At 34.1% G+C, this 23,642-nt stretch carries 21 protein-coding genes; 7 read left to right on the forward strand and 14 right to left on the reverse strand.

What is annotated here, in order from left to right:
• The first annotated feature begins 42 nt into the window (after window positions 1–42).
• Both AC1RRQ_RS02730 and AC1RRQ_RS02735 read left to right on the forward strand, forming a co-directional pair.
• Complete coding sequence (locus AC1RRQ_RS02730) at window positions 43–2,763, forward strand: DNA gyrase/topoisomerase IV subunit A (protein ID WP_493021183.1); 2,721 nt, start codon at window positions 43–45, stop codon at window positions 2,761–2,763.
• A 188-nt stretch (window positions 2,764–2,951) separates the two neighbouring features.
• Window positions 2,952–3,275 carry a hypothetical protein gene (locus AC1RRQ_RS02735; RefSeq protein ID WP_493021185.1) on the forward strand — a complete coding sequence of 108 codons (324 nt, stop codon included), beginning with the start codon at window positions 2,952–2,954 and terminating at the stop codon, window positions 3,273–3,275.
• 72 nt (window positions 3,276–3,347) lie between these two features.
• Here AC1RRQ_RS02735 and AC1RRQ_RS02740 read toward each other — a convergent pair whose 3' ends face one another.
• The 9 genes from AC1RRQ_RS02740 to murQ all read right to left on the reverse strand — a co-directional run bounded on the left by AC1RRQ_RS02740 (window position 3,348) and on the right by murQ (window position 12,564).
• Window positions 3,348–5,135 (reverse strand): cytochrome-c peroxidase, encoded by a 1,788-nt coding sequence (locus AC1RRQ_RS02740; RefSeq protein ID WP_493021187.1) that lies wholly within the window; start codon window positions 5,133–5,135, stop codon window positions 3,348–3,350.
• A gap of 70 nt (window positions 5,136–5,205) precedes the next feature.
• Window positions 5,206–6,690 carry a PhoX family protein gene (locus AC1RRQ_RS02745; protein WP_493021189.1) on the reverse strand — a complete coding sequence of 495 codons (1,485 nt, stop codon included), beginning with the start codon at window positions 6,688–6,690 and terminating at the stop codon, window positions 5,206–5,208.
• Between the two features lie 163 nt (window positions 6,691–6,853).
• Window positions 6,854–7,480: a 3'-5' exonuclease gene (locus AC1RRQ_RS02750; protein ID WP_493021191.1), complete on the reverse strand. Its 627-nt coding sequence runs from the start codon at window positions 7,478–7,480 to the stop codon at window positions 6,854–6,856.
• 1 nt (window position 7,481) lies between these two features.
• Entirely contained in the window at window positions 7,482–9,404 is a 1,923-nt protein-coding gene (locus AC1RRQ_RS02755) for a DUF294 nucleotidyltransferase-like domain-containing protein (protein WP_493021193.1), read from the reverse strand.
• A gap of 190 nt (window positions 9,405–9,594) precedes the next feature.
• Window positions 9,595–9,966: a DNA topoisomerase IV gene (locus AC1RRQ_RS02760; protein WP_493021195.1), complete on the reverse strand. Its 372-nt coding sequence runs from the start codon at window positions 9,964–9,966 to the stop codon at window positions 9,595–9,597.
• Between the two features lie 93 nt (window positions 9,967–10,059).
• Window positions 10,060–10,635 carry a DUF1572 family protein gene (locus AC1RRQ_RS02765; protein WP_493021197.1) on the reverse strand — a complete coding sequence of 192 codons (576 nt, stop codon included), beginning with the start codon at window positions 10,633–10,635 and terminating at the stop codon, window positions 10,060–10,062.
• A 107-nt stretch (window positions 10,636–10,742) separates the two neighbouring features.
• Window positions 10,743–11,315, reverse strand: coding sequence for a pentapeptide repeat-containing protein (locus AC1RRQ_RS02770; protein ID WP_493021199.1), 573 nt, complete (start codon window positions 11,313–11,315; stop codon window positions 10,743–10,745).
• Window positions 11,316–11,398: 83 nt separating this feature from the next.
• A complete protein-coding gene (locus AC1RRQ_RS02775) occupies window positions 11,399–11,620 on the reverse strand; it encodes a DUF6095 family protein (protein ID WP_493021201.1) in 222 nt (73 codons plus the stop codon).
• A gap of 131 nt (window positions 11,621–11,751) precedes the next feature.
• The gene (gene murQ, locus AC1RRQ_RS02780) at window positions 11,752–12,564 is read right to left on the reverse strand and encodes an N-acetylmuramic acid 6-phosphate etherase (protein WP_493021203.1); all 813 of its coding nucleotides are present in this window, start codon (window positions 12,562–12,564) and stop codon (window positions 11,752–11,754) included.
• Between the two features lie 178 nt (window positions 12,565–12,742).
• Between murQ and AC1RRQ_RS02785 the strand changes: the two genes are divergently transcribed.
• Entirely contained in the window at window positions 12,743–13,885 is a 1,143-nt protein-coding gene (locus AC1RRQ_RS02785) for a helix-turn-helix domain-containing protein (RefSeq protein WP_493021205.1), read from the forward strand.
• Window positions 13,886–14,041: 156 nt separating this feature from the next.
• Complete coding sequence (locus AC1RRQ_RS02790; protein WP_493021207.1) at window positions 14,042–16,429, forward strand: TonB-dependent receptor; 2,388 nt, start codon at window positions 14,042–14,044, stop codon at window positions 16,427–16,429.
• Window positions 16,430–16,780: 351 nt separating this feature from the next.
• Here the strand turns inward: AC1RRQ_RS02790 and AC1RRQ_RS02795 are convergent, their stop codons facing one another.
• Complete coding sequence (locus AC1RRQ_RS02795) at window positions 16,781–17,449, reverse strand: ZIP family metal transporter (RefSeq protein WP_493021209.1); 669 nt, start codon at window positions 17,447–17,449, stop codon at window positions 16,781–16,783.
• Window positions 17,450–17,540: 91 nt separating this feature from the next.
• Window positions 17,541–18,305, reverse strand: a complete 765-nt coding sequence (locus AC1RRQ_RS02800; RefSeq protein ID WP_493021211.1) for a class I SAM-dependent methyltransferase — start codon at window positions 18,303–18,305, stop codon at window positions 17,541–17,543.
• A 145-nt stretch (window positions 18,306–18,450) separates the two neighbouring features.
• Here AC1RRQ_RS02800 and AC1RRQ_RS02805 point away from each other — a divergent pair, with 145 nt between their 5' ends.
• The 3 genes from AC1RRQ_RS02805 to AC1RRQ_RS02815 all read left to right on the forward strand — a co-directional run bounded on the left by AC1RRQ_RS02805 (window position 18,451) and on the right by AC1RRQ_RS02815 (window position 20,702).
• Window positions 18,451–19,608, forward strand: a complete 1,158-nt coding sequence (locus tag AC1RRQ_RS02805; RefSeq protein WP_493021213.1) for a THUMP domain-containing class I SAM-dependent RNA methyltransferase — start codon at window positions 18,451–18,453, stop codon at window positions 19,606–19,608.
• A gap of 145 nt (window positions 19,609–19,753) precedes the next feature.
• The gene (locus tag AC1RRQ_RS02810) at window positions 19,754–19,990 is read left to right on the forward strand and encodes a hypothetical protein (protein WP_012024562.1); all 237 of its coding nucleotides are present in this window, start codon (window positions 19,754–19,756) and stop codon (window positions 19,988–19,990) included.
• A gap of 19 nt (window positions 19,991–20,009) precedes the next feature.
• The gene (locus tag AC1RRQ_RS02815) at window positions 20,010–20,702 is read left to right on the forward strand and encodes an aspartate/glutamate racemase family protein (RefSeq protein WP_493021216.1); all 693 of its coding nucleotides are present in this window, start codon (window positions 20,010–20,012) and stop codon (window positions 20,700–20,702) included.
• A 60-nt stretch (window positions 20,703–20,762) separates the two neighbouring features.
• On the opposite strand, the gene AC1RRQ_RS02820 is transcribed toward AC1RRQ_RS02815, so the two are convergent.
• From AC1RRQ_RS02820 to rlmD, 3 genes are read right to left on the reverse strand one after another with little or no spacing between them, the layout of a single operon-like run.
• Window positions 20,763–21,605: a DUF6048 family protein gene (locus AC1RRQ_RS02820; RefSeq protein ID WP_493021218.1), complete on the reverse strand. Its 843-nt coding sequence runs from the start codon at window positions 21,603–21,605 to the stop codon at window positions 20,763–20,765.
• Entirely contained in the window at window positions 21,577–22,125 is a 549-nt protein-coding gene (locus AC1RRQ_RS02825; RefSeq protein ID WP_493021220.1) for a DUF6452 family protein, read from the reverse strand. The genes AC1RRQ_RS02820 and AC1RRQ_RS02825 overlap by 29 nt, the downstream gene beginning before the upstream one ends.
• A 14-nt stretch (window positions 22,126–22,139) precedes the next feature.
• Window positions 22,140–23,552, reverse strand: coding sequence for a 23S rRNA (uracil(1939)-C(5))-methyltransferase RlmD (rlmD, locus tag AC1RRQ_RS02830; protein ID WP_071637083.1), 1,413 nt, complete (start codon window positions 23,550–23,552; stop codon window positions 22,140–22,142).
• Between the last annotated feature and the right edge of the window lie 90 nt (window positions 23,553–23,642).

Raw genomic sequence — 23,642 nt, forward strand, 5'->3', positions numbered from 1 at the left:
AAAATTTAAAATAGATTTTAGTAGTTATACTGAACAAAATATATGAAAGACGAAGAAGACGATAACATAATTCCAAACGACGACGAGAATAATCAAGATGAAAACCTGATGGATGACAATCAGGATGGAGATGACGATGATATTATTGACGTAGATGCTAAGCATTTTGAAGGACAGCATTTTTACGAAAATCAGGAAGAAGAAGGAGAGGACGTTATTACCAAAGTAACGGGAATGTACAAAGACTGGTTTTTGGATTATGCTTCGTATGTAATTCTGGAACGTGCAGTTCCTGCTATCGAGGACGGATTTAAACCCGTTCAGCGTCGTATTATGCACTCTTTAAAAGAGCTGGATGATGGTCGTTACAATAAAGTTGCCAACGTAGTAGGGCACACCATGCAGTATCACCCACACGGAGATGCGAGTATTGGTGATGCAATGGTACAAATTGGTCAAAAAGATTTATTAATTGACTGCCAGGGAAACTGGGGGAACATTTTAACGGGTGACGGAGCTGCAGCTTCGCGTTATATTGAGGCACGTTTATCTAAATTTGCTTTGGAGGTTTTGTATTCTCCAAAAATTACAGATTGGGGAGTTTCATACGATGGACGTCGTGCAGAACCAAACAATCTTCCGGTAAAATTCCCATTGCTTTTGGCACAAGGAGCAGAAGGTATTGCAGTTGGACTTTCTACAAAAGTACTTCCTCATAACTTTAATGAGTTAATCGATGCTTCGATTAAGATTTTAAAAGGAAAAGCTTTTACACTTTATCCTGATTTCATGACACAAGGTATTGCCGATGTGTCCAATTATAACGACGGTATGCGTGGCGGACGCGTGCGTGTGCGTGCTAAAATTTCGCAATTAGACAAAAATACATTGGTGATTACACAGATTCCGTTTTCGACCAATACATCAAGTTTAATTGACAGTATTTTGAAAGCCAATGATAAAGGTAAAATCAAAATCAAGAAAATTGAAGACAATACCGCGGCCGATGTTGAGATTTTAATTCATCTTTTCCCGGGTGTTTCTCCAGACAAAACAATTGATGCTTTGTTTGCTTTTACTGCCTGCGAAACTTCTGTAGCGCCTTTAGGATGTGTTATTGAAGACAATAAGCCATTGTTTATCGGGGTTTCTGAAATGTTAAAAATATCGACCCACAGAACGGTTGATTTACTTCGTCAGGAATTAGAGATTCAGTTAGAAGAATTAAAAAACAAATGGCATTTTTCTACTTTAGAAAAAATCTTCATTCGTGAAGAAATGTACATTGACTTTAAATTGTATGGAGACAGAGAATCTCTTTACAAATATTTATATGATAGATTTGAGCCTTTCAAGAAATCATTCGTTAGAGAAATTACCGACGAAGATTTACAGCGTTTGACTCAAATCCCGATGATTCGTATTACACGTTTTGACTCTGATAAAGCCGATGAATTGATTTCAAGGCTGGAAGAGGAAATGAAAGAGGTAGAGCATAACCTGGAGCATTTAACTGATTTTGCTATTGCTTATTTTACCAAATTAAAAGAGAAATACGGAAAAGGACGTGAACGTCAGACAGAACTTCGTGTCTTTGATAACGTTGAGGCTACAAAAGTAGTTTTACGTAATACAAAACTATACGTAAACCGTGAAGAAGGTTTCGTAGGCACGAGTTTAAAGAAAGACGAATATGTAGGGGATTGTTCTGATATTGATGATGTTATCGTGTTTTTGCGAGACGGAACATTGATGATAACCAAAGTCGACGCTAAAACTTTTATTGGAAAAGATATTATACATGCCGCTGTTTTTGATAAGAGTGATAAGCGTACCATTTATAATATGATGTACCGTGATGGTAAATCTGGACCTTCGTATATAAAACGTTTTAATGTTACCGGAGTTACGCGTGATAAAGCGTATGATTTAACAAATGGTACAAACGGTTCGCAGGTTGTTTATTTTTCGCATAATCCAAATGGAGAAGCTGAGGTTGTAACTATTTTATTGCGTCAGATTGGAACAATTAAAAAACTAAAATTCGATATTGATTTTGCTAAATTGGCAATTAAAGGCCGTGGATCAAAAGGAAACCTGGTTACCAAATACCCAATCAAAAAAATTGAATTAAAAGAAAAAGGAATTTCGACCTTACTGCCAAGAAAAGTTTGGTTTGATGATACCGTAAAACGTTTAAATGTTGATGCCAGAGGTGAATTGCTGGGAGAATTTAAACCAAGCGACAAAATCTTAGTAATAAGCCAGACAGGTAAATTGAAAGTTATAATTCCGGAATTATCGACTCATTTTGAGGAAGATATGATCGTTTTAGAGAAATGGAAGCCTAAAAAACCAATTTCGGCCATTTATTATGACGGAGAAAAAGAACGTTATTTCTTAAAACGTTTCCTTGTTGAAAATGAAGGCAAAGAAGAAAGTTTTATCACAGACCATCCAAACTCGCAATTAGAGATTGTATCGACAGATTATCGTCCGGTGGCACAATTAGTTTTTGCGAAAGTAAAAGGAGTTCAGAAAGAAGATTTACATATTGATGTTGAGGATTTCATAGCTGTAAAAGGTTTTAAAGCTTTAGGGAATCAATTAACAGCAGATAAATTAAGACAAGTTAATTTGTTAGACCCGCTGCCTTATGAAGAACCCGTTGAAGAAATTCCGGAAAAGCCAGAATTATCAGAAGATGATTCGGTTGAAACAGAATTAGACGACGATGGCCAGATAGGTTTGGTTTTAGATTAAAAAATGAAAATGCTAAGAAGTAATTCTTAGCATTTTTTTTTGAGTTGTAATTATTGAAATTAAAAGCTTATTGTTATAGTCTTAAAGCTTATGAAAGACTTTTGCTGAATATCCTGAATTTATATTTGTTCTAAATTATTTATTCCTGGGTAAATAACAAAATCAACAATCACAAACTAAATCTCAGTATGAAAAGTCGTTATCTTTTTCTAATATTATTATTTTGCAGCTGTACCAATAGTAACAAGTTTGATGGTTATGTATATGACTATGACACAGAAAAACCAATTCAAAATGTGTATGTTGATATCAATGGCAATACGGGTAAAACAGATAGTACTGGATATTTTTACATCAAATTAAAATCAAATTTGCCAAGTGTAATATGTCTGAAAAAAGAAGGATATTTTACTAAAAAAATATATCGAAAACCCGATTCATTAGGGAGATATAGTAAAGCAAAGATAAATTGGAACAGAATTTATCTATACAATAAAGAAAATGATTTCTAATTAGATTATTTAATATTTAAAAAAGCCGGAATATTCATTTTCCGGCTTTTCTTTCATAAGATTATGTTGGTTTTACTGATACTTTTTATCCGTAAGTGTTTTCATAAACGCAACCAGAGCTTGTTCTTCTTTTACAGTTAAATTTAGTTTGTCGAAAGGAAGAGTTTGATTTTCTACTTCGTAGCCTAAACCTTGTCCGCCGCCTTTGTTGTAAAAAGAAACCACTTCTTCAAGGGTTTTAAAAACACCGTTATGCATATAGGGTGCAGTAACCGCAGCATTTCGTACCGTTGGAGTTTTAAAAGCACCAACTAATTGAGGCATTTTATTGTATAAATAACGGCCTTTATCCGGGCTTAATGCTTTCCCCGAAGCTTCACTTGGAGTTCCTATAACTTCGTGTTCGGTTTTTGAATAACTAGGCGGAACCGTTCCGTTAAACAAAGGTGTAAAATGACAAGTTGCACATTTTGCTTTTCCCATAAACAAGTTCATTCCTTCAATTTCCTGATTATTAAGAATGTTTTTACTTCCTCTCATATATTCATCAAATCTGGAATCGAACGAATTTAAAGAACGTACATAACTTGCAATAGCATTTTGAATCTGCCAGGCTTCTGCTTTTGATGTTTTTGGATATGCTTTTTTAAACAATTTGATATAATCGTTATCCACTAGGATTTTTGCATGAATATTTTCCATAGAGCCATGCATTTCATCTTTATTCTGAATCACATCGACACTTTGTTTTTCTAAATCTAACTGGCGCATATCCCAAAACTGAGCATTTTGCAAAGAAGCGTAAGTCAGCGTTGGAGTATTTCGGGCTAAATTAGAACCCGTCAGCGAAACGTTTGTTTTCAAACCATCAGTAAAAGCTTTTCCAGGATGATGGCAGGAAGCACAGCTTCGATCATTGTTTTTAGAAAGGCTTTTATCATAAAATAATTTTTCGCCCAACGCAGCTTTATCTTTAGAAAAATTATATTCGTCTGAAAGTACAAACGCATTTACATCAAAAGCATCTTTGTCGAATAGAGTTTCAATAGTTGGTTTTAGCGGACTGCTTTTCTTTACATTTTTAATATTTTCCTCTATCTGAAAAGCTTTTAGTTTTTTCGAAATCGGATTAAGATATTGGCTTATAAAAACAGCTCTATTAAAAGCATTAAAGTTGTTGTTTTCCTCGCAATACTTTTGTGCTTTTAAAGTCAGGTTTTTTAATTCAGCCAAAGATTTATTATTAGCATTAATTTTATCCAGTGATTCCGGGATTACAATTAAACTTTGTCCGGCTTCTGGAATTGAAGACTGTAAAATTGGGCTGTCAAAACCTGTAATTCCCAAAGCAATCACTCGAAATACATTTTGCTGAATTGCATCTAAAACATAATCGTCGCTTATTGCAATAACCTCAAACGTACTTTTAAGCTGCTTGATATTCGATTGAAAGATATTCAGTTCTCGGGTTAGATCTTCTTTGCTTTCTTTAGCATTATATTCAGGATAAATCATTTCTTCCATTACCTGAAAACCGTGTGGTTCAAAAGACCTGTTTTCTTCTAATTCCATTTCATCCAAAGCCGGACCATTCATAAAACGAGCCGTTTCCGGAATAAAATATTCAATCGCCCATTCGACTTTTTTATAAACCAAACGTGATTTTTTAAATTGCTCGAGAATATCTTTTTGCGATGAGTTTTGATTTACAAGTTTCTGAAATTGTACAATTTCATTATTTAATTTGGTCAAATCTACAAGTAAATCTTGTTTAATCGTTGCTTTTGAAACTTCATTTTTTTGACATGAAAAGAAAAAGCAAAGCGTTAAAAACAGGAAAGTAAAGTGTTTTAATTTCATAATAGTACTGTAATAGAAACAACCCTTATTGAGAAAATAAGGGTTGTTTAATAGATTTTGGCTGTGCTTATTATCGTTGTACGTTTCTAATAATTACAGTTTGTCCTCCCTCTTTGTTCGTTTGAGTTCCTGAACCGTCAGCATTTTTAAATGCATCACTCTGCCAAGTGTGAGGGTGAATATTTACAGTAAAAGTATTTGGAACACCAATGATATCTGAAATATCCTGCATTGCACCAAATTCCCAGCTTCCAAATCTCATTTCACCAGTTTGGTTGTATAAAGTATTCCAGGCTGCATCTGTTCTTTTGTGGTTCATGTTTAACCACGCTTTGTTTTGTTTTGTAGCGATGTTGTATTGCCAGATGTATGAATCGTGCTTAGCATCGGCATAGTAACTGTCACCATCTTCCTGAATGTAAACGTAGTTTTCAGTTACGCATAAGTTATCAGGATTGATGATTCCGGTTCCTGGAGTGCTGTCACCTTCAACAGCTAATTCTAAAGTTCCTTTAAGCGGATCTGAAGCATCCATTTTCAATTTATAAACTCTTCCCCACATTGTATATCCATCAACCGGAGCATTATTAGTTGCTTGACCAGTTGCTGTAAAATAAACTTCTCTGTTGTTGCTTGCGCTTCCTTTTCTGTAATCTACGTCTTCAACTCTCGAAAAACGAATCGCTTTTAAGTCGTTTACAGTTGTGTTGATTACGGCTCCTGTTAAGTTTTTAGCATTTGGAATTTCAACAAAAGAAACAGGATATGAACTGCCTAACTTCATGTCTGTTTCTACTTGATTTCCGTCTGTTCTTTTTAAAGCATATAATTTTCCGTTAGTTAAATCACCAACTGAACTCATATACATAATCAATTGTCCAGCACTTACGTGTGAAGTAGCGTACGATTGATCTTCTCCAATAAGAATAACTGTTTTTCCTGGGTAAGCCTCTTTTGGAAGCGGTACAGCGTTTTCCATACTTGCTTTTCCTAAAGCTGGTAAAACTCTGTCAGTTCTGCTTTTGTCCGTAGACAATCCTAACGGATTAATTCCGTGAACCATACTTTCCTGACCACTTTCTCCAGCAGTTAAAAAGATAGGACCAAATCCGTGAATTTCCGGTGTTGCTAAAGTTGCAGAACACAAACGTGTTAAACCTCCAACTCCGTCAACTAAATAATCTCCTTTAACTGGCTTAAAAGTTTTGTCTAAATATACTCTTGAAACAGATTGAATGATTTCGTGGTTTGTAATCATAATATAACCCTCTCCGCTTGGATTTTTCATTAATCCGGCTCCATCAGGCTGTGCACCGTAAACAAATTTAGGAGAATCAGGAAGAACATCAGCACTTGTAATTAAAGTAGTGATATTTAGGTTTTCAAAACCTGCCATAGGATAAACAAAAGCTGGAATTTTTGAGTGAGAAGTAAAATCGATGCTTGTATTTACAGCATCGTCTGATGGTTTTTTGTTGTCATCATCATTACAGCTTATTACAGAGAAACCTGTAATAGCTAACAGCGCAGCTGATTTTAAAAAATTTGATTTCATAAACTGTGTTTTTATTTTTTTTGATAGAGACAAAGCTATCTCCCAAAATCAAAATGTATGTTATCTAAATTTTTTCTTATTGCTAACAAATAATAAGGCATGTATTACTAAATCGTAAATTTTAGGCTCAAATGTAAATTTAAGCTTCATAAAAATATCTTAATTATTTAAAAAGCTGGTTTAGAGAAACAGCCTTTTTCTCGCGCAATTTCTTTACAATTTTAAGAAACGCAATGGCAGTTATGTAAGCGTCGCCCAAAGCCGTGTGACGGTCTTTTTTAGAAATGTCAAATTTATCAGCGAGATCATCTAAAGTGTAATGATCCTTTCGCTCAAACAAATGCGACTTAATTAAAGTTTTTTTATACAAATGTGCTGTATCTAACATCATATTGGCGATTGGAGGCAGGCCGTTTCTTTCGAGTGCTTTATTAATCATGGTAACATCAAAAATGGTATGATGCGCAATGATAATTGAATCGCCCAGAAAAGCTAAAAACTGTTGTAAAGCCTCTAATTCTGTTGGACGTTGAAGTATGAAATCTCTTAATATGCCATGAATCTGTGCTGTCGATTTATCGTAATGATCTTGCTGTAAATAGATTTCAAGACTATCCTGAACCGAGATTATTCCGTTTTGAAGCACCAATGCACCAATACATAAAATGCGGTCATTTTCATAATCAAATCCGGTTGTTTCGGTATCCAAAACTACAAATCGGGTTTCTTCGATAGTGATACTTTCATCAAAGAGATTTTCTTCTTTTTTCCAAAAATTAAATAGACTCATCTTATACCAAATTTGAAATATTAAAACGTACCGAAATCAATTCCTGAAGTTCTTTAATCGTTTTAAAAGTACGTTTCAGTTTAATTTTTTCCATTTTAGTTAAAGATTCCAATTCGATAAATTGCCCCGAATCATGATGCAAAAGTCCTTGCTTGGTTCTAAATTTCAATAAAGCTTTAAACGAATACGAACAGGATAAATACAATTCTCTGTTATTAGGTTCTAATTCAGCCAGTTTCTCGAAACGTTCCGCCGTATTGCTGATTGATTTAACCGAATGCGATAAAATTAAAACACGAGCCGCATCAGTCAAAGGCATTAAAGCACGTCTTTTTATATCAAAATTATCTTTGTTTGCGCCATCCTGTTCTACTAAAAACTGCCTAAAGAAACCAGTAGGAGAAGGGCTTTGCAAAGCGCCGCTCACCAAATGCATATAAAAAATAGGATTTGCTTTTATGGTTTCAAAAATATAATCCGATAACTGATTTACTGTTTCGGAATCGCCGTACGTCATGCTGTAATCAAAGAAAATAAACGATAAAAGAACCTCGTTTTTCCCCGGATTCGTAATCCAATGATGTACCTGACTTTTCCATTCGTCAAGGCTCATACACCATTTCGGGTTTGAAGCCATCATTTCGGCTGGGCAATATTCGTAACCAATATCAAAAAGACCTTTGTTAACCAACGAAGCAAATTTTAAAAAGTATACTCTGGTTTCATCCCTAAAAACTTCCGAAACATTCTCATAAACAATCGCATTATCCTGATCTGTATGCAGCATTTGTTCGCCTCGTCCCTGGCTTCCAAGTGCCAGCCAGGCAAATTTAGCCGGCGGCGGACTGCTCATTTTTTTTAAACAAATCTCGATAACGCGGGTGGTACAAGCTTCGTTGAGTTCTGTTATAATTTTAGAAATCAACGTCATCGGAATATTTTGATCTAAATAACCCTGAAGCAATTGCATAATTCGGTTTCTGATCGGTTTTATTTCCTTTGTTTTTTTTGCTCTTTTCAAAGCCTTAATTAAAACAGCAGGATTATTTCCTAAAGCCACCATTACATCATGTTTCGATAAAATCCCAACAGCTTTGGTGTTTACTGTACCATCTTTGGTTAGGCATAAATGACTGATATTGCTTTTCATCATGGCCATTTGAGCCTCTGTAACCGTCATTTTTTTCGAATACGTAATAACAGGTTTCGTCATGATGGTTTCTGCTGTCGTGGTAATAGGAAAATCTCCTGTAACAATTTTATTTCGCAGATCTTTATCGGTCAAAATACCAATGGGCAGCATTTCATCGACAATTAAAATGGCACCGACTTTCTTTTTATTCATGATCGCGGCAATTTCCTTAACGGTTGTCGACGGACTGCAGGTTACGATTTTTTTAGAATATTTTATGGGCGCTAAGTCAAAAGAATCATTATTTGAATGTCTGTTTTCATTTAATAAATCATCATCGCCGTATAATTTGTCTTTATGAATATCTGAATACGGATTTCTAGTGTTCGAAGCATAACTTTCGATCAGGAAATTGCCTACATTTCTATTTTCGAGCGCATAAGGTTTAAAAACTGAAATTGGAATAGCGTACAGAATACTTTCTTCATGCGCCACGGCTTCCATAATATAATTTTCCTGTGCCAAAAGCGGACGCAAGCCAAAAATATCTCCTTCGTCGCACATGTCTAAAACCGTATTTTTTGTGCTTTTTTTCAAAGCAACAGCACCTTTATGAACCACATAAAAAGAATCATGTGTTTTATCATTTTCGGCAAAAATTACAGCGTCTTTATCTTTGTAAACAATCGAAATTTGTTCCGAAAGCTTTTCAAGATCCTTAGGATGCAGAAAATTAAACGGCGGATAACTTTTTAAAAAGTCGGCAACTCTTTGCGAAATGGTGTTTTTCATTGGGTTAGATTAGAGTTCTAAAATACTATTTAAAATAGAAATGTAAAAGAAACATTTTTTATTTTTTAAGAGGCAAAGGAGCAGAGGGGCAAAGGTTCAAAGGTTTTGCTTGACGTCAAACAGAATAGATTATGATTCTGGAAAAAATAAAAAAGCTCCATAATTGGAGCTTTAAATATTATAATCGTTTTTAATCAACCTTAAAAACTTTACCACGTTGTTTTTCTTCAGAACCCACCATTCCAAATTCAAATGTGTAGGAGTCTTTTGCAGTCGTTAAAATCTTCATGCTGATCGCTTTTTCCTCAGCCATATTTTTCGGATGTTTCTTTTGCAGTACATATTCACAGTCGCTTACCCAGCGTATAGTCGACGTATCTGTTTTTCCTTCAAAAGTTTCGATTTCAATACTGTCTTTACGTTCGAAAAAAGTTGTTTTTTTAACGCCGTTTACTTCAAACTCAAATTTGAATTTTCCGTTTTTAAAATCTTTACAGTTGTGCTCTGCGTTATAACAGGATACCAAAGCCAATACCGGAAATAAGAATAGTATTTTTTTCATTTTTTTATGCTTTATGCTTTAGGCAATAGGCTGTAAGCTTTGGGTAATAAGCAGTTTTGCTTATTGCATACAGCTTAAAGCTTATGGCTTTTATCATTTCAATTTCTTTAATTCATCATCGGTAAAGTTCTTGATTTCTTTTTCTTTGGCAAACTTTTCGGCGTTATAATTTCCTGATTTATTCTTCGGGATTGATAAACTTTCCCAGGAACTCTTTTTCAGTTGTTTGGCATAAAAAACAATCTGCCCAACATGATATGGATAATGAGCCAATTGTCGGTTTATAGCTTCAATAACCGTGTGGCCTTCATTTCTGATATAAATAATATCCGAAAGCTGTTCTGGTTTTAAACTCTCCAAAGCATTTTCCAGACATTTCCAGCCTTTATTCCAAAGTTCAAAAACTTCTTCTTTTGATTGTAAATCATTTTCGAATTCAGAGTCACGGTTTCGCCATTCCTTTTCACCATCAGAAGTCAAAAAATCTGTCCAGCGCGAAAGCATATTGCCGGAAATATGTTTTACAATTGTGGCGATGCTGTTTGTATCTTCATTTATTGCAGTAAAAAGCTGTTCCGGTTCTAATTGGTTCATTGCTTTTTCACCCAGCATTTTATAATACAAAAACTGCTTTTTAACGCTTTCTAAATAGGATTCAGTTGAGTTCATGACTATTTTTTTTCGCCGCGAATTACACAAATTTTCACAAATTTATATTACAGTTCAAATGATTAAAAACTATAATTCGTGCAAATTCGTGTAATTCGTGGCATTTTTTACACAATTTTAATATCGTATTTATTTAAAAGCCCCACAATTCCCTGAGTTGAGAATTGAGCTTTTCGCATGGCATTAAACTCGGGGTCAATTTTATAATTGTAAGCCGTTCTAAAATCGACTGCTGCCAATTGTGTTTCATTAAAAATAGCACCGTCTAAATTACAATCGTCAAATACAGAGCTGGTTAAATTGGTTCCAACAAAGGTTACTTCTCGAAGAGACGAATTTATAAATTTAGTTTTGGGCATTTTTTTATTAGAAAACGAAGCATAATCTAAAGTAGATTCTTCAAAATGCACCTGAAATAAAAAGTCATCGCATTCGTGAAAAGCGATTCCAAGAAGTTTACAATTTTTAAAAGTAACATTTTTTAAACTCGTTCCCGCCAAGCTCGTCATTGAAAGATTGCAGTCAATGAATTCGCAGTCTAAAAAAGAATTGGAATTAAAATTACTGTTCGAAAAATCACAGTTTTTAAAAACACAATCTTCAAACTCCCGATTGTTTATTTTTTTATCGATGTAAATAACTTTCTCGAATGTTTTCTGAATGTGAATTATACCTTCCATTTTATTTTAGCTAAATGTTTATTGTAGATCCTAATTAACCCAACAGGTTTCAAAAACCTGTCGGGTTTGTTTAAATGGCTGATTTAGTCATTAAACAAACCTTTCATAATGATTTTCAAACCTAAAAAAATCAAAACCATAGAACTCAAACAAGCTGCAATTCCAATTCCTAAAACCAAATAATGCCAATTAGTATGCTGATTCATAAAAGCATTGTAAATCAACGATGGTCCAAGAAACATTAAAGGCAGAGCGCCTGTTAAATATTTAATCCCTTTTCCTAATAATTGCTTGTTTGTTGCCATTTTGTTGTTTTGTTTTAAGTTTCAGGTTTCAAGTTTAAAACTTTGTGGTCTTATCTTTGTCAAAGTTTTAAACTTTGACAAAGATTCATTTAATTTAAACTTTGCGCACTTTGCGGTTAAAATAAACCCTTTTACTTATTATAATTGTCGACAGCATTTCGAACGCTGCCGTATTTTTTCAATAATTCCGAAGCTTCTTCATACGAAACCGGAATTTCTCCCATAATCATTTTCACGCCTCGATCAACCAGTTTCACATTACTTAACTGCATATCGACCATTTTGTTGCCTTTTACTTTTCCAAGCTGAATCATCGCTGCAGTCGAAATCATATTTAAAACCAATTTCTGAGCTGTTCCGGCTTTCATTCTCGAGCTTCCCGTAATAAATTCTGGTCCAACTACAACTTCAATAGGAAATTTTGCCGTTAATGACAGCGGACTTCCCGCATTATTAGTTATACAGCCTGTAACAATATTGTTTTGATTACAAGCTTCTAATCCGCCAATAACGTATGGAGTTGTTCCAGAAGCCGCAATACCAATAACCACATCATTTTGATCGATGTTGTGTGATTTTAGGTCAAGCCAAGCCTGCGTTGCGTTGTCTTCGGCATTTTCTACCGCACGACGAATTGCGGTATCACCGCCTGCAATAATTCCGTTTACTAAATCAAAGGGAACGCCAAAAGTAGGCGGACATTCTGATGCATCAACAACACCTAAGCGCCCTGATGTTCCTGCTCCTATATAAAATAATCGGCCTCCTAATTTTAGTTTTGCAACTATTTCAGGAATTAAAGCTTCTATTTGAGGTAAAGCTTTTTCGACTGCATAAGGAACAGTTTTGTCTTCCTCGTTAATATTTACTAACAATTCATGAACTGACATTTTTTCTAAATGTTCGTACTTTGATGCTTGCTCCGTGGTTTTTGTAAACGTCATTTTTCGTGTAATTGGTCGGGTCAAAATTAATGTTTTTTTATTTTAATCTAGAAATTTAGTACATAAAGTCACAGTTATTTATGATCTTTTTTCTACTATTTTTTAAGTATAGAGACTACTATCGCGACGCTTTGTTACACCAACTAAAATATTATATTTGTTATATATAAAAAGACAAATGGATAAATTAAGTTTTTTGAATGGCGTAGCCTGGATTGCGGTTTTTGTTTCCTTACTGCTTGCCTTTTTTTTATTAACGGTAAAAACAGAAAATAAGCTCGCAAACCGTTTATTTGCCATCTTTTTTATCTTAACCGCAGTTGATCTAAGCGGTTTTTTTGTCTACGATTTTATTTACGGAAAAGTTAATCTTGAGGTTTTTAGGTGGACAACTTGCTTAATCGAAATGCCGTTGTTTTATCTTTATGTGCTTTCTGTTTGTTATTCTGATTTTCGATTAAAATGGAAACATCTTTTGCACGCAATTCCTTTTTTAGTAGTGAATTTGGCTTTTGTGCCAAGATTTTATTTTGCACCTACAGCCGAAAAATTACATTTTTTTGAGTTTCACAATCAAATGCCCGAAATGCACTTTTTTCTTATTTTGGTCGAAGTTCAATATTTCTTTTACATTATAAGTGTCTTTTTAATCTTAAAAAAATACCGAGAAATTTATCTCGAAAATTACACCAACCCAAGCACATCGACTTATAAATGGCTTTTTCAAATTACGGCCGTTTTTCTGGGTTCACATACGCTTGTACTTTTAAAAGGTTTATTGCGATACACAGATTTTAATGAAACTTTTATTTGGGCCAATATATTGGTAGGAAGCGTGGCTTTGCTTGTTACCTGCTGGTTTGTGCTAAAGGCAATGAACCATCCGGAGCTTTTTAGAGGAATTAATTCTAAATTACAATTGGCAAAAGATATTCTTCCTAAAGAAAATCAGGCTGTCGCCGAAATAAAAGACAATCAAAATGATGCTGTTAAAACTCAAATTGAAGAATTAAAACAATATATGGCCGAGAAAGAGCCTTATCTCGATCCGTCGCTTACGATACAGGAACTGGCCAATCAAATTAATATTCCGGTTCGCGATCTGTCGGTTTTGATAAATCATTATATGGATCAGCATTTTTTTGATTTTGTAAACGAATATCGTATTCAAAAAGCCATGAATATTTTAAAAAATCCTTCTAAAAAAGAACTTACTGTTTTAGAAATTCTGTACGAAGTAGGTTTTAACTCCAAATCGTCGTTTAATACTTCATTTAAAAAATATACCAATTTAACGCCTACGGCTTACAGAAATAGTTGAAAATAAACGGTTTGTAAAAAGTCGTACTTCATAGCAAATAAAGTCGAACCAATTTCCTGATGAGAAAATGGTTCGACTTTTTTTTCTCGGTCGAATCTTGAAAATTTCTAAGGCAACTTTGCTTCAAATTAATCGAACAAGTTAAAATTAGAAATTATGAAAAAGTCAAATCTCCTTATCTTTTTATTATTGCCTTTATTTTGTTTAGCGCAGTCAACTTTAAAATTAAAAGGAAAAGTATCAAATGAAACTACGCCATTAGAATGGGCAGATGTTTCTATATTCAATTCAGAAGGAAAAATTATTGATGGATATACAACAAAACAAGATGGAACTTTTGAAATCAATCTTAAAAAAGGAAATTATAAAATAGGAATAAGTCTTTTGGGATATGCTGAATATGAAAAGGAACTTTCAATAGAAAATGATACTGATTTAGGAACTATCATTTTAAAAGAAACGGCAACCAATTTAGGTGAAGTTGTCATTAAAACCAAAAAGAATAGAGTAGAACAAAAAATTGATCGTGTTGTATATAATGTAGAAAACAATATTTCGGTTTCGGGCGGAGATGCGCTTATGGCAATTAATAAAGCTCCGGGTGTTGTGGTGCAGGGAAGTACAATTAATATTTTAGGAAAAGGCGCTTCGAGAGTAATGGTTGATGGCAGAATGATCGAATTATCCGGCGAAGAATTGAATAGTTTCCTGAAATCAATTTCGGCAAATGATATTAAAAGTATTGAAGTTATTGCAAATCCGCCGGCAAAATATGAAGCAAACGGAACTGGCGGTATTATTAATATTATTTTGAAAAAAGGAATGCACGATTCATGGAAAAACGCGGCTACAATGTCATACGATCAAAATAAATACGGAATTTATACTTTGAGAAACAGTTTTTTCTACAACAAAAATAAGTTCCGATTTGCTTTCAGCGGTAACGGACGCATTGGAAACACGAATAACACAGAGGATTTAGATATTTATTATCCAAAAGGGTTATGGCAGTTGAGAGATGTTTCTAAGCAGAAAGAAAACAGTATTTCGGGACGTTTTTCTTTAGATTATGATGTTTCTGATAAAACTACAATTGGATTTCAATATTTAAACGAAAGTTACAATCCGGATATGAATTCGAACACGGTTATCAAGATTTTTAATAACTCAAATTCAGTCGATTCGCTGCTGGTTAATAAAGGTTTTAATAACAAATATTCCGGAAGTCAGACTTATAATGCGCATTTGATTTCGAAATTAGATTCGATAGGAAGAAAAGTCAGTGTTGATTTAGATTATTTCAGCTACGATTCCAGGTTCGATAAAAACTTTGTTGCCAAAACATATCTTCCAGACGGAACGTATCAAAACATGAATCAGGCAGCGCGAAATAACTCCAACCAGGGAATTGATAATTTTAGCTTAAAAGCTGATATAGAACATCCTATGAAAGCTTTTGATTTGTCTTACGGAGGAAAAATAAGTTTTATAAAAAGTAACAGCGATGTGTTTTACTACAACACCATTTCCGGAAATGAAATTCTGGATCCAAATCAGTCGAATGTTTTTGAATACAAAGAAAACAATCAGGCGGTTTATATTAACGGAAACAAGAAATTCAACGATAAATTTTCGATTCAGCTGGGATTGAGATTAGAAAATACGCAAACTAACGGTTATTCTGAAACTTTAAAACAGGAAGTAAAAAACGATTATTTAAAACTGTTTCCGAGTTTGTATTTGGATTATCAATTAAATGATATTCATGGTTTTAATTTTACTTACGGAAAACGCATCAATCGTCCGGGATTTGGGTTGTTAAATCCGTTTCGCTCTTATATCAATAGTAATAGTTATTCCGAAGGGAATCCGTTTTTAAGACCATCTTTCAGCGATAATTTCGATTTTACCTATTCGTTTAAAAAGAATTTAAGAACCAATATTTTCTTTAACCAAACTACGAATGGCTACGGGGTTGTTTTTACTTCAAATCCAGAAATTAATACGCAGATAGTAACGAGAGAAAATTATTTTAATGAAAGTTCATTCGGGATTGGAGAAAGTTATTCAGCAGAAGTAACAAACTGGTTTGAAACGCAGACTTCGGTTTATCTTTTAGGATCAAAAACTTCGTTTACATCAAATATAAATGCGGTTCCTTCAAACAGCGGACAGCTTTATTTTACGACAGAAAATACTTTTTCGTTGAGTGAAACTACAAAATTGCAGGTAGAATATTTTTACAGTTCGCCTTTTAAAAGAGGTTTGTATGAAATTGGATATATGTCCGGGTTGAATCTTTCGGTAAGAAAAAGTTTTCTTAAAAACAACCTGCAAGTGAATTTATTGCTGAATGATATTTTTAATACTTCGTACTTAAAAGGGTATAAATCGATTGTAAACGGCGTAACTCAGGTTTACAGCCAGAATGAAAGTAATAGATTTGCGAGATTATCTGTAACGTATAATTTTGGGAATAAGAAAATTAAAGTTCAGGAACGTGATTTTGGAAATAAAGAGGAGAAAAAACGAACTGGGAAATAATTATTAATTATTAATTGTGAATTGTGAATTGTGAAATTTTGCCTTTTATAATTAGATAATTCAAAGCTCCATCGGAGCATAATATTTATAGCAATTATTTACACCATGATTTTAAGCTCCAGCGGAGCGATATATATCGCTCCGTTGGAGCTTTTGTATGCATAGAAATAAATTATGCTATAAATATTATGCTCCGATGGAGCATTTTTTTTTACTAAATTAAACTGATTTGTTTGCGTGAGGGATAGGAGCAGATTACCGAAGTAATGCGTATAGCCCGACCGAATTTGCGAAAGGCGCACATAAGCGGTTTGTTAAATAGCGCCTTTTGTAAATTGGGGCACGCTCAGATTATAAAAAGAATGCCAGTAAAATTCCAAGAACGATCATCGAAACTTTGGCGATATTAAATTTATGTCCTTCGCTGCTTTCAAAAATAATAGTCGACGAAATGTGGAATAAAATACCAATTACGATTGCAGTTATTTCGGTATAATAATCGTTTAAAAGAGGCAGATATTCTGATGCAATAGTTCCCAGTGGCGTCATGATGGCGAAAGTAAGCATAAAAGCAAAAATGGCTTTTTTGTTTAAGTCGGCATTGATGAAAAATGTGGTTAAAATTACAGCAATTGGCAAATGATGAATGGCAATTCCAACGGCTAAATCATGATGATGACTTACCGGAAAACCTTCTAAAAAAGCATGTATACACAAACTGATGAAAAGTAACCACGGAATCTGAGACATTTTTGCATGTCCGTGAACGTGTCCGTGTTCAGCTCCTTTGGAGAAAAATTCCAAAATGATCTGAAACAAAATCCCCACCATTATAAACAAACCAATCTTGTGATTGTGACTGCTGTAAACTTCCGGCAGAAGATGCATTACGGTTAACGATAATAAAAATGAACCGCTGAAAGCGAGTAGTAATTTTAAATTGGTTTTGTTTTCGGGTTTTATAAACAAAGCCACACTATATCCTAAAAGTACAGAAAATAAGGGTAGTAGATAATTCATTTTTAGTTTGTTTAACCGTTGATTTGTTTAATCGTTTAATTGTTTTTTTGTCTAGCGATTAAACGGTTAAACAATTAAACGATTCACCAATTTATTTAAAAATCATGATTAATCTTTCGCTTTCGGTTTTATGGAATTTTTTGAGTTTGTAATCTCCAAAAATATCTAAAAGATAAATTCCCGCTTCATCCATTAAATCCTGAAAGTCTTTTAGTGTTAAGGCTTTTACTTTTTCGGTAAAATGATATTTTCTGCCTTGGTCTTCAAAATCAATTTCTTTAAGGATATGTCCGTCTTCAACATATCTTTTAATATGAAAATCAATTTCGTCAACGGTTTTTACTTCTTCCGGAACCAAAGTTTCAATTACCTGATTGACATTCATGAAGTCAATTACGGCAAAACCATATTCAGATAAGCTGTCTTTGATTGCTTTAAGTGTTGTCAGGTTATCTTCGTCATTTTCGAAGTAACCAAAACTAGTAAAAAGATTAAAAATAGCATCGAATTTTTCTTCAAAAGGCTCACGCATATCGTGCACTTTAAAATGCAGGTGTTCGTTGCTGTTTTTGCTGGCTTCGGCAATGCTGTTTTCAGATAAATCTGCGCCTAATACATTATAACCTAATTGGTTTAGGTATATAGAATGGCGCCCTTTTCCGCAGGCTAAGTCAAGTACTTTTGCTTTTTCGGGCAGGTTTAAATAATGCGTTAAATTATCCATGAAAATCTGAGCTTCTCGGTAGTTTCGATCCTTATAAAGAATGTGATAATACGGAGTATCAAACCATGATGTAAACCAGTTTTCGGTATTTCTTTCCTGATTTGGTGTTGATGAGTTAGGTGCGTCAGACATTTATTCTATTTCAATTAATTCAAGTCCGGCAAATTTAGTGTATTTTTGCCGAAAAATAACTATTTCGCGAGGATACCTAAATATTTGGTAAAGACGCACTGCTGTGCGTCTCCGATTGGAGTTGTTTTTTAATACAAAAATAAAGATGGAAGAAAATTTTAGAATGATTGCCAAATGTTTTTTTGGCTTTGAAGAAATATTAGAAAAGGAATTACGAACTCTTGGCGCTCAGGATGTTGAAAAAGGCGTAAGAATGGTAAGTTTTAAGGGAGATAAAGGTTTTATGTACAAAGCTAATTTATCGCTTAGAACGGCGCTTAAGGTTTTGAAACCTATTTATTCTTTTAGGGCTAATAACGAACAGGCATTATATAAAGGAATTGGAGGCATAAACTGGTCGAAACTGCTTAATGCCAACCAAACTTTTGTTATTGATGCAACGGTGCATTCGACTTATTTTAATCATTCTGAGTTTGTTTCTCAAAAATGTAAAGATGCTATTGTGGACCAGTTTAGAGAAAGAACAGGACAAAGACCGAGCATTGATAAACAATATCCGGATTTAAGAATCAATGTTCATATTGATAAAGATCAGGTTTCGGTTGCTTTAGATACGTCTGGAAATTCACTTCATCAGCGTGGTTATAGAACAGCGACTAATATTGCGCCTATTAACGAGGTTTTAGCAGCTGGAATTCTATTGTTATCTGGCTGGGAAGGGCAGAGCCACTTTTTAGATCCAATGTGCGGATCTGGAACTTTTTTGGCAGAAGCAGCGATGATTGCCTGCAATATTCCGGCAAACATTAACCGTAAAGAATTTGCTTTTGAAAAATGGAAAGACTGGGACAATGATTTATTTGATCAGATTGTAAACAGTTTGATGAAGAAAACAAAAGAGTTTCATTATACTATAAAAGGTTTTGACAAAGCGCCAAGTGCGGTTAGCAAAGCAAAAGATAATATTAAAAATGCTAATCTGGAAGATTACGTAACGATTGAAGATAATAACTTTTTTGATACCGAAAAAGAGGTAGAAGGAAAGCTTCATATTGTTTTTAATCCGCCTTATGACGAGCGTTTGGATATTCACATGGAAGAATTCTACAAAAACATAGGCGATACTTTAAAGAAAAATTATCCGGGAACAAATGCGTGGTTTATTACCGCAAACCTTGAAGCTTTAAAATTCGTTGGATTAAAACCATCAAGAAAAATCAAACTTTTTAACGGAAGTCTTGAAGCGCGTTTGGTTAAATACGAAATGTACGAAGGAAGTAAGAGAACGAAATTTCAAATTTAAGGTTCTAAGATGCTAAGCTTCTAAGGGGCTGAGTTTCTACGATACTAAGATTTGTAATAAGATAATTTTAAGGTTCAGAAATATAAGTTCTAAGAAAAAAACTTAGAACCTTAGCACCTCAGAACCTTAGCAACTTTAAAAAAAAATGACAAAACTACAAGTAAGAGCCTTTCTATACCAATTAGGGTGTTTCGCAATTTTATTTATTTTAGGAAGATTTTTGGTGGCTATGTATACAGGGCTGACAGGACTTTGGATCCCGATGACTGCTTTTATTGCCGCTACTTTGATTTCGCCTAAATTTCAGGCTGTGAAAACTAAAGACGGTGAAAAACTTTTTATGAAATGGATTTTTATAAAAGGAATTAGAGAGATAGGATAAATTTTAAAATATCAGTATAATGAAAAAAATTGGACTTATTGGCGGTATAAGCTGGGTTTCGACTACAGATTATTATAAACTTATAAATCTTGGGATAAATGAAAAACTAGGCGGATTAAATTTCTCTGAATGTTTGGTTTATTCTTTTAATTATGCTGATATAAAGAAGAATAACGATAATAACGATTGGGATTCGACCTTTAATATGCTTTTTAAAGGCTGCGAGTTTTTAAAGTCGGGCGGGGCAGAAGCTATTATTTTGTGCGCTAATACCATGCATTTAATTGCCGACCGACTTCAGGAAGCGATTGATATACCAATTATTCATATTGCTAGTGAAACGGCAGTTGAGATTGAAAAACAACAACTTAAAAAAGTAGGTTTATTGGGAACCAAGTTTACAATGGAACTTGATTTCTTTAAAGAGAAACTGACTGATAAAGGAATTGAAACTATTATTCCGGCAAGTCAGGAAGATAGGGATTTTATACATTATACCGTTTTTGAAGAGTTGGGCAGAGGAATTGTAACCGATGAAACTAAAAAACGCTATTTGGAAATTGCTAACGAACTAATTAAAAATGGTGCAGAAGGAATTATTTTAGGATGCACCGAAATTCCAATGGTCATAAAACCGGGAGATTTATCGGTTCCTATTTTTGATACCACTGCAATACATGCGAATGCTGCTGTTGAATTTCAGCTTTCTTAAAACTATTAAATTTAAAAGCCCCGAATTCACGAATTCGGGGCTTTAATTTTTTATATAAAACTACTTCTTTTTAGGAGCTTCTTTTATAAGCGGCGGTACAATTGTTTTTTTCTTGTAAATCGGGATGAAATACGAAACGGTATAATTGAATCCTACTCCAAAATTTCCGTCATAAGTTCTGTTGAAACCCGGAATATAAAGATTATCAAATCCTGATGGTTTGTTGTTCATGGCTAAAAGTTTCAGCTGAATGCCAAATCCAACAAATATGTTATTGAAAACTTTAGCTTTAATTCCCATAGCGACTTCAAGCCATGCAGCAGATAAACCACTGTATTTTTGATTCGCTGTAATTGCCGGCTGTTCTCCCCAATACGGATTCGGGTTGTAAATTTTATAGCTGTTTAAATCCTGACTGAAAGAACTAAAACCACCTCTTAAACCTATTGTTATAAGGTTTTCCATATCAAGCCAGTTGTCGTATAAATTATAATCGAAACCTCCTTTGATGTATGTTCCGGATGCAGTCGAATTTAATCGGTCATCGTCTGTCGTTTTATCTTCGTAACCTAATTCGGCAGCGATATAATATTTTTTAGTCAAACGCCAGTCAGCTGTAAATTCAATACCTTTATAATCTTTGTCATAAAAAGCTCTGGTCAATTTATACAAATCGACACCCACTCTTAGACCATAACGATCTATTTTAGGCGGAATAATGGTGTCTTTTTTAACCTCTTGAGCTGCAGGTTTCGCCTTTTTTACCGGTTTTGCAGTTTCGACTGGCCTTTTATCATCAAGGTCTCTTACTGTTACCGTATCTTTTACTACTACCTGAGAATGTCCTAAAAACATTGATAAAAGAAAACAAAGACTAAAAGTATACTTTAACGTGTGTTTCATTTTCGAATTCGATATTAGATTTTAAGACATTAATATTCAGCATCCAAAACCCGTCGCCTGCCGGATCTGTTTTAATAAGTCCTGAATTGGCCGTAGCGTCACGAGGATTTAAGGTAAAAGTGGTTTTAAAACCGCAAGCTCTGGAAACATATACACTCTGTGTTTTATAATTGAATGTTAAAACATCTGTATTTGGGTTTGCACTTGTCGAATTAAATATAAATCTGTAAGAAGTGGTCTCGGCATCTGTTTTTAATGGAATCGAAATACTGCTTCCTGTTGCTAAATATTTAGTTACATCGGTTCCGTTTTTGTTAAAAATAATCGCTTCAGCATCTGTTTTACCTACGCCAACCACTTTTACGTTGGTTAAATCTTTAAGTACAGTAGGAGCTGCATTATCATAAAACGTTATTACTAGTCTGGGAGTTGTAGGTGTATTTGCATCGCAAATATCATCTTTCTCACAACTGGACAAGCCAAAAGTAAAAAGTAATAAAAGAGAGATTATTTTTTTCATTTATAATTTTATAATTATCGAAGTTCTAAAAGTACAACATTTTCAACATGATGCGTCTGCGGAAACATATCTACCGGACGTACGCGTGTAACTTTGTATTTTTCATCCATCAAAGCCAAATCACGTGCTTGTGTTGCAGAGTTACAACTTACATAAACTACTTTTTTAGGAGCAATTTTTAAAATTTGATCAATTACAGCTGCGTGCATTCCGTCTCTTGGAGGATCTGTAATAATAACATCTGGTTTTCCGTGTTGTGCAATAAATGCCTCGTTGAATACCACTTTCATGTCTCCAACAAAAAACTCACAATTCGTAATATTATTGCGTTCAGCATTTGCTTTAGCGTCTAAAATTGCCTCTGGAACACTTTCTACACCAATTACTTTTTTGGCCTTTTTAGAAACGAATTGTGCAATAGTTCCGGTTCCGGTATATAAATCGTAAACGGTTTCTTCTCCAGTTAATCCGGCATAATCACGAGTTATTTTGTATAATTCGTAAGCCTGATCAGAGTTAGTTTGGTAAAAAGATTTAGCATTGATGCTGAATTTTAAACCTTCCATTTCTTCTAAGATATAATCTCTTCCTTTGTAAAGTTTTATATCCTGATCGTAGATAGTATCGTTTTGTTTCGCATTTACTACATATTGTAATGAAGTAATTTGCGGGAATTTCTCGTATATATGATCTAAAACCAATTCGCGGTTTGCTTTATCATCTTCAAAAAACTGAATCAAAACCATGATCTCGCCAGTTGATGCTGTACGAATCATTAAAGTTCTTAAAAGACCAGAATGTTCTCTCGGATTAAAAAAGGCTAAATTATGCTCATTGGCAAAAGCTCTGATTTCGTTTCTAATAGCATTAGAAGGATCTTCTTGTAAATGACATTTTTCGATGTCCAGAATTTTATCCCACATTTTAGGAATATGAAATCCTAATGCATTTCTGTTTCCTAAATCTTCGGTGCTTCCAATTTCTTTTTCGGTTAACCAACGGCTGTTAGAAAACGAAAATTCCATTTTATTTCTGTAGAAAAACTGTTTTTCTGAACCCAAAATAGTTTCGAATTCAGGAAGTTCTACTTTTCCAATACGCTGTAAATGATTTTTTACTTCGTTTTGTTTGTAATACAGCTGCTGGCTGTATTTCATATTTTGCCATTTACATCCGCCGCAAACACCAAAATGCTCGCAGATAGGTTCAATGCGGTGTTCTGATAATTCGTGAAATTTTACGGCTTTTCCTTCGTAATATGCTTTTCTTTTTTTGAACGTTTGTACGTCAACTACATCACCAGGAACGACATTCGGAATAAAGATAACTTTTCCGTCAGGAGCTTTTGCAACTGACACTCCCTTTGCTCCGGCATCAAGAACCTGAATTTGATGAAAGACAACTTTGTCTGTATTTTTTCTTCCCATAGCGCAAAAATAAGGGTTTGTAAACTTTTACAAATTTTATTTTCATAATATTTTATCAAATTGTGTAATTTGCTAGTTTAATTAACTTTA

It is taken from the genome of Flavobacterium sp. GW821-FHT12A05, assembly GCF_058807735.1.

What these genes read in the sequence shown, in the direction of transcription:
- murQ (WP_493021203.1), bottom strand. Translation starts at nt 12,564, where the DNA reads ATGACGTTTACAAAAACCACGGAGCAAGCATCAAAGTACGAACATTTA.
- AC1RRQ_RS02765 (WP_493021197.1), bottom strand. Translation starts at nt 10,635, where the DNA reads ATGAACTCAACTGAATCCTATTTAGAAAGCGTTAAAAAGCAGTTTTTG.
- AC1RRQ_RS02735 (WP_493021185.1), top strand. Translation starts at nt 2,952, where the DNA reads ATGAAAAGTCGTTATCTTTTTCTAATATTATTATTTTGCAGCTGTACC.
- AC1RRQ_RS02805 (WP_493021213.1), top strand. Translation starts at nt 18,451, where the DNA reads ATGGAAGAAAATTTTAGAATGATTGCCAAATGTTTTTTTGGCTTTGAA.
- AC1RRQ_RS02815 (WP_493021216.1), top strand. Translation starts at nt 20,010, where the DNA reads ATGAAAAAAATTGGACTTATTGGCGGTATAAGCTGGGTTTCGACTACA.
- AC1RRQ_RS02790 (WP_493021207.1), top strand. Translation starts at nt 14,042, where the DNA reads ATGAAAAAGTCAAATCTCCTTATCTTTTTATTATTGCCTTTATTTTGT.
- AC1RRQ_RS02795 (WP_493021209.1), bottom strand. Translation starts at nt 17,449, where the DNA reads ATGAATTATCTACTACCCTTATTTTCTGTACTTTTAGGATATAGTGTG.
- AC1RRQ_RS02745 (WP_493021189.1), bottom strand. Translation starts at nt 6,690, where the DNA reads ATGAAATCAAATTTTTTAAAATCAGCTGCGCTGTTAGCTATTACAGGT.
- AC1RRQ_RS02760 (WP_493021195.1), bottom strand. Translation starts at nt 9,966, where the DNA reads ATGAAAAAAATACTATTCTTATTTCCGGTATTGGCTTTGGTATCCTGT.
- AC1RRQ_RS02730 (WP_493021183.1), top strand. Translation starts at nt 43, where the DNA reads ATGAAAGACGAAGAAGACGATAACATAATTCCAAACGACGACGAGAAT.
- rlmD (WP_071637083.1), bottom strand. Translation starts at nt 23,552, where the DNA reads ATGGGAAGAAAAAATACAGACAAAGTTGTCTTTCATCAAATTCAGGTT.
- AC1RRQ_RS02785 (WP_493021205.1), top strand. Translation starts at nt 12,743, where the DNA reads ATGGATAAATTAAGTTTTTTGAATGGCGTAGCCTGGATTGCGGTTTTT.
- AC1RRQ_RS02820 (WP_493021218.1), bottom strand. Translation starts at nt 21,605, where the DNA reads ATGAAACACACGTTAAAGTATACTTTTAGTCTTTGTTTTCTTTTATCA.
- AC1RRQ_RS02770 (WP_493021199.1), bottom strand. Translation starts at nt 11,315, where the DNA reads ATGGAAGGTATAATTCACATTCAGAAAACATTCGAGAAAGTTATTTAC.
- AC1RRQ_RS02750 (WP_493021191.1), bottom strand. Translation starts at nt 7,480, where the DNA reads ATGAGTCTATTTAATTTTTGGAAAAAAGAAGAAAATCTCTTTGATGAA.
- AC1RRQ_RS02810 (WP_012024562.1), top strand. Translation starts at nt 19,754, where the DNA reads ATGACAAAACTACAAGTAAGAGCCTTTCTATACCAATTAGGGTGTTTC.
- AC1RRQ_RS02740 (WP_493021187.1), bottom strand. Translation starts at nt 5,135, where the DNA reads ATGAAATTAAAACACTTTACTTTCCTGTTTTTAACGCTTTGCTTTTTC.
- AC1RRQ_RS02825 (WP_493021220.1), bottom strand. Translation starts at nt 22,125, where the DNA reads ATGAAAAAAATAATCTCTCTTTTATTACTTTTTACTTTTGGCTTGTCC.
- AC1RRQ_RS02800 (WP_493021211.1), bottom strand. Translation starts at nt 18,305, where the DNA reads ATGTCTGACGCACCTAACTCATCAACACCAAATCAGGAAAGAAATACC.
- AC1RRQ_RS02755 (WP_493021193.1), bottom strand. Translation starts at nt 9,404, where the DNA reads ATGAAAAACACCATTTCGCAAAGAGTTGCCGACTTTTTAAAAAGTTAT.
- AC1RRQ_RS02775 (WP_493021201.1), bottom strand. Translation starts at nt 11,620, where the DNA reads ATGGCAACAAACAAGCAATTATTAGGAAAAGGGATTAAATATTTAACA.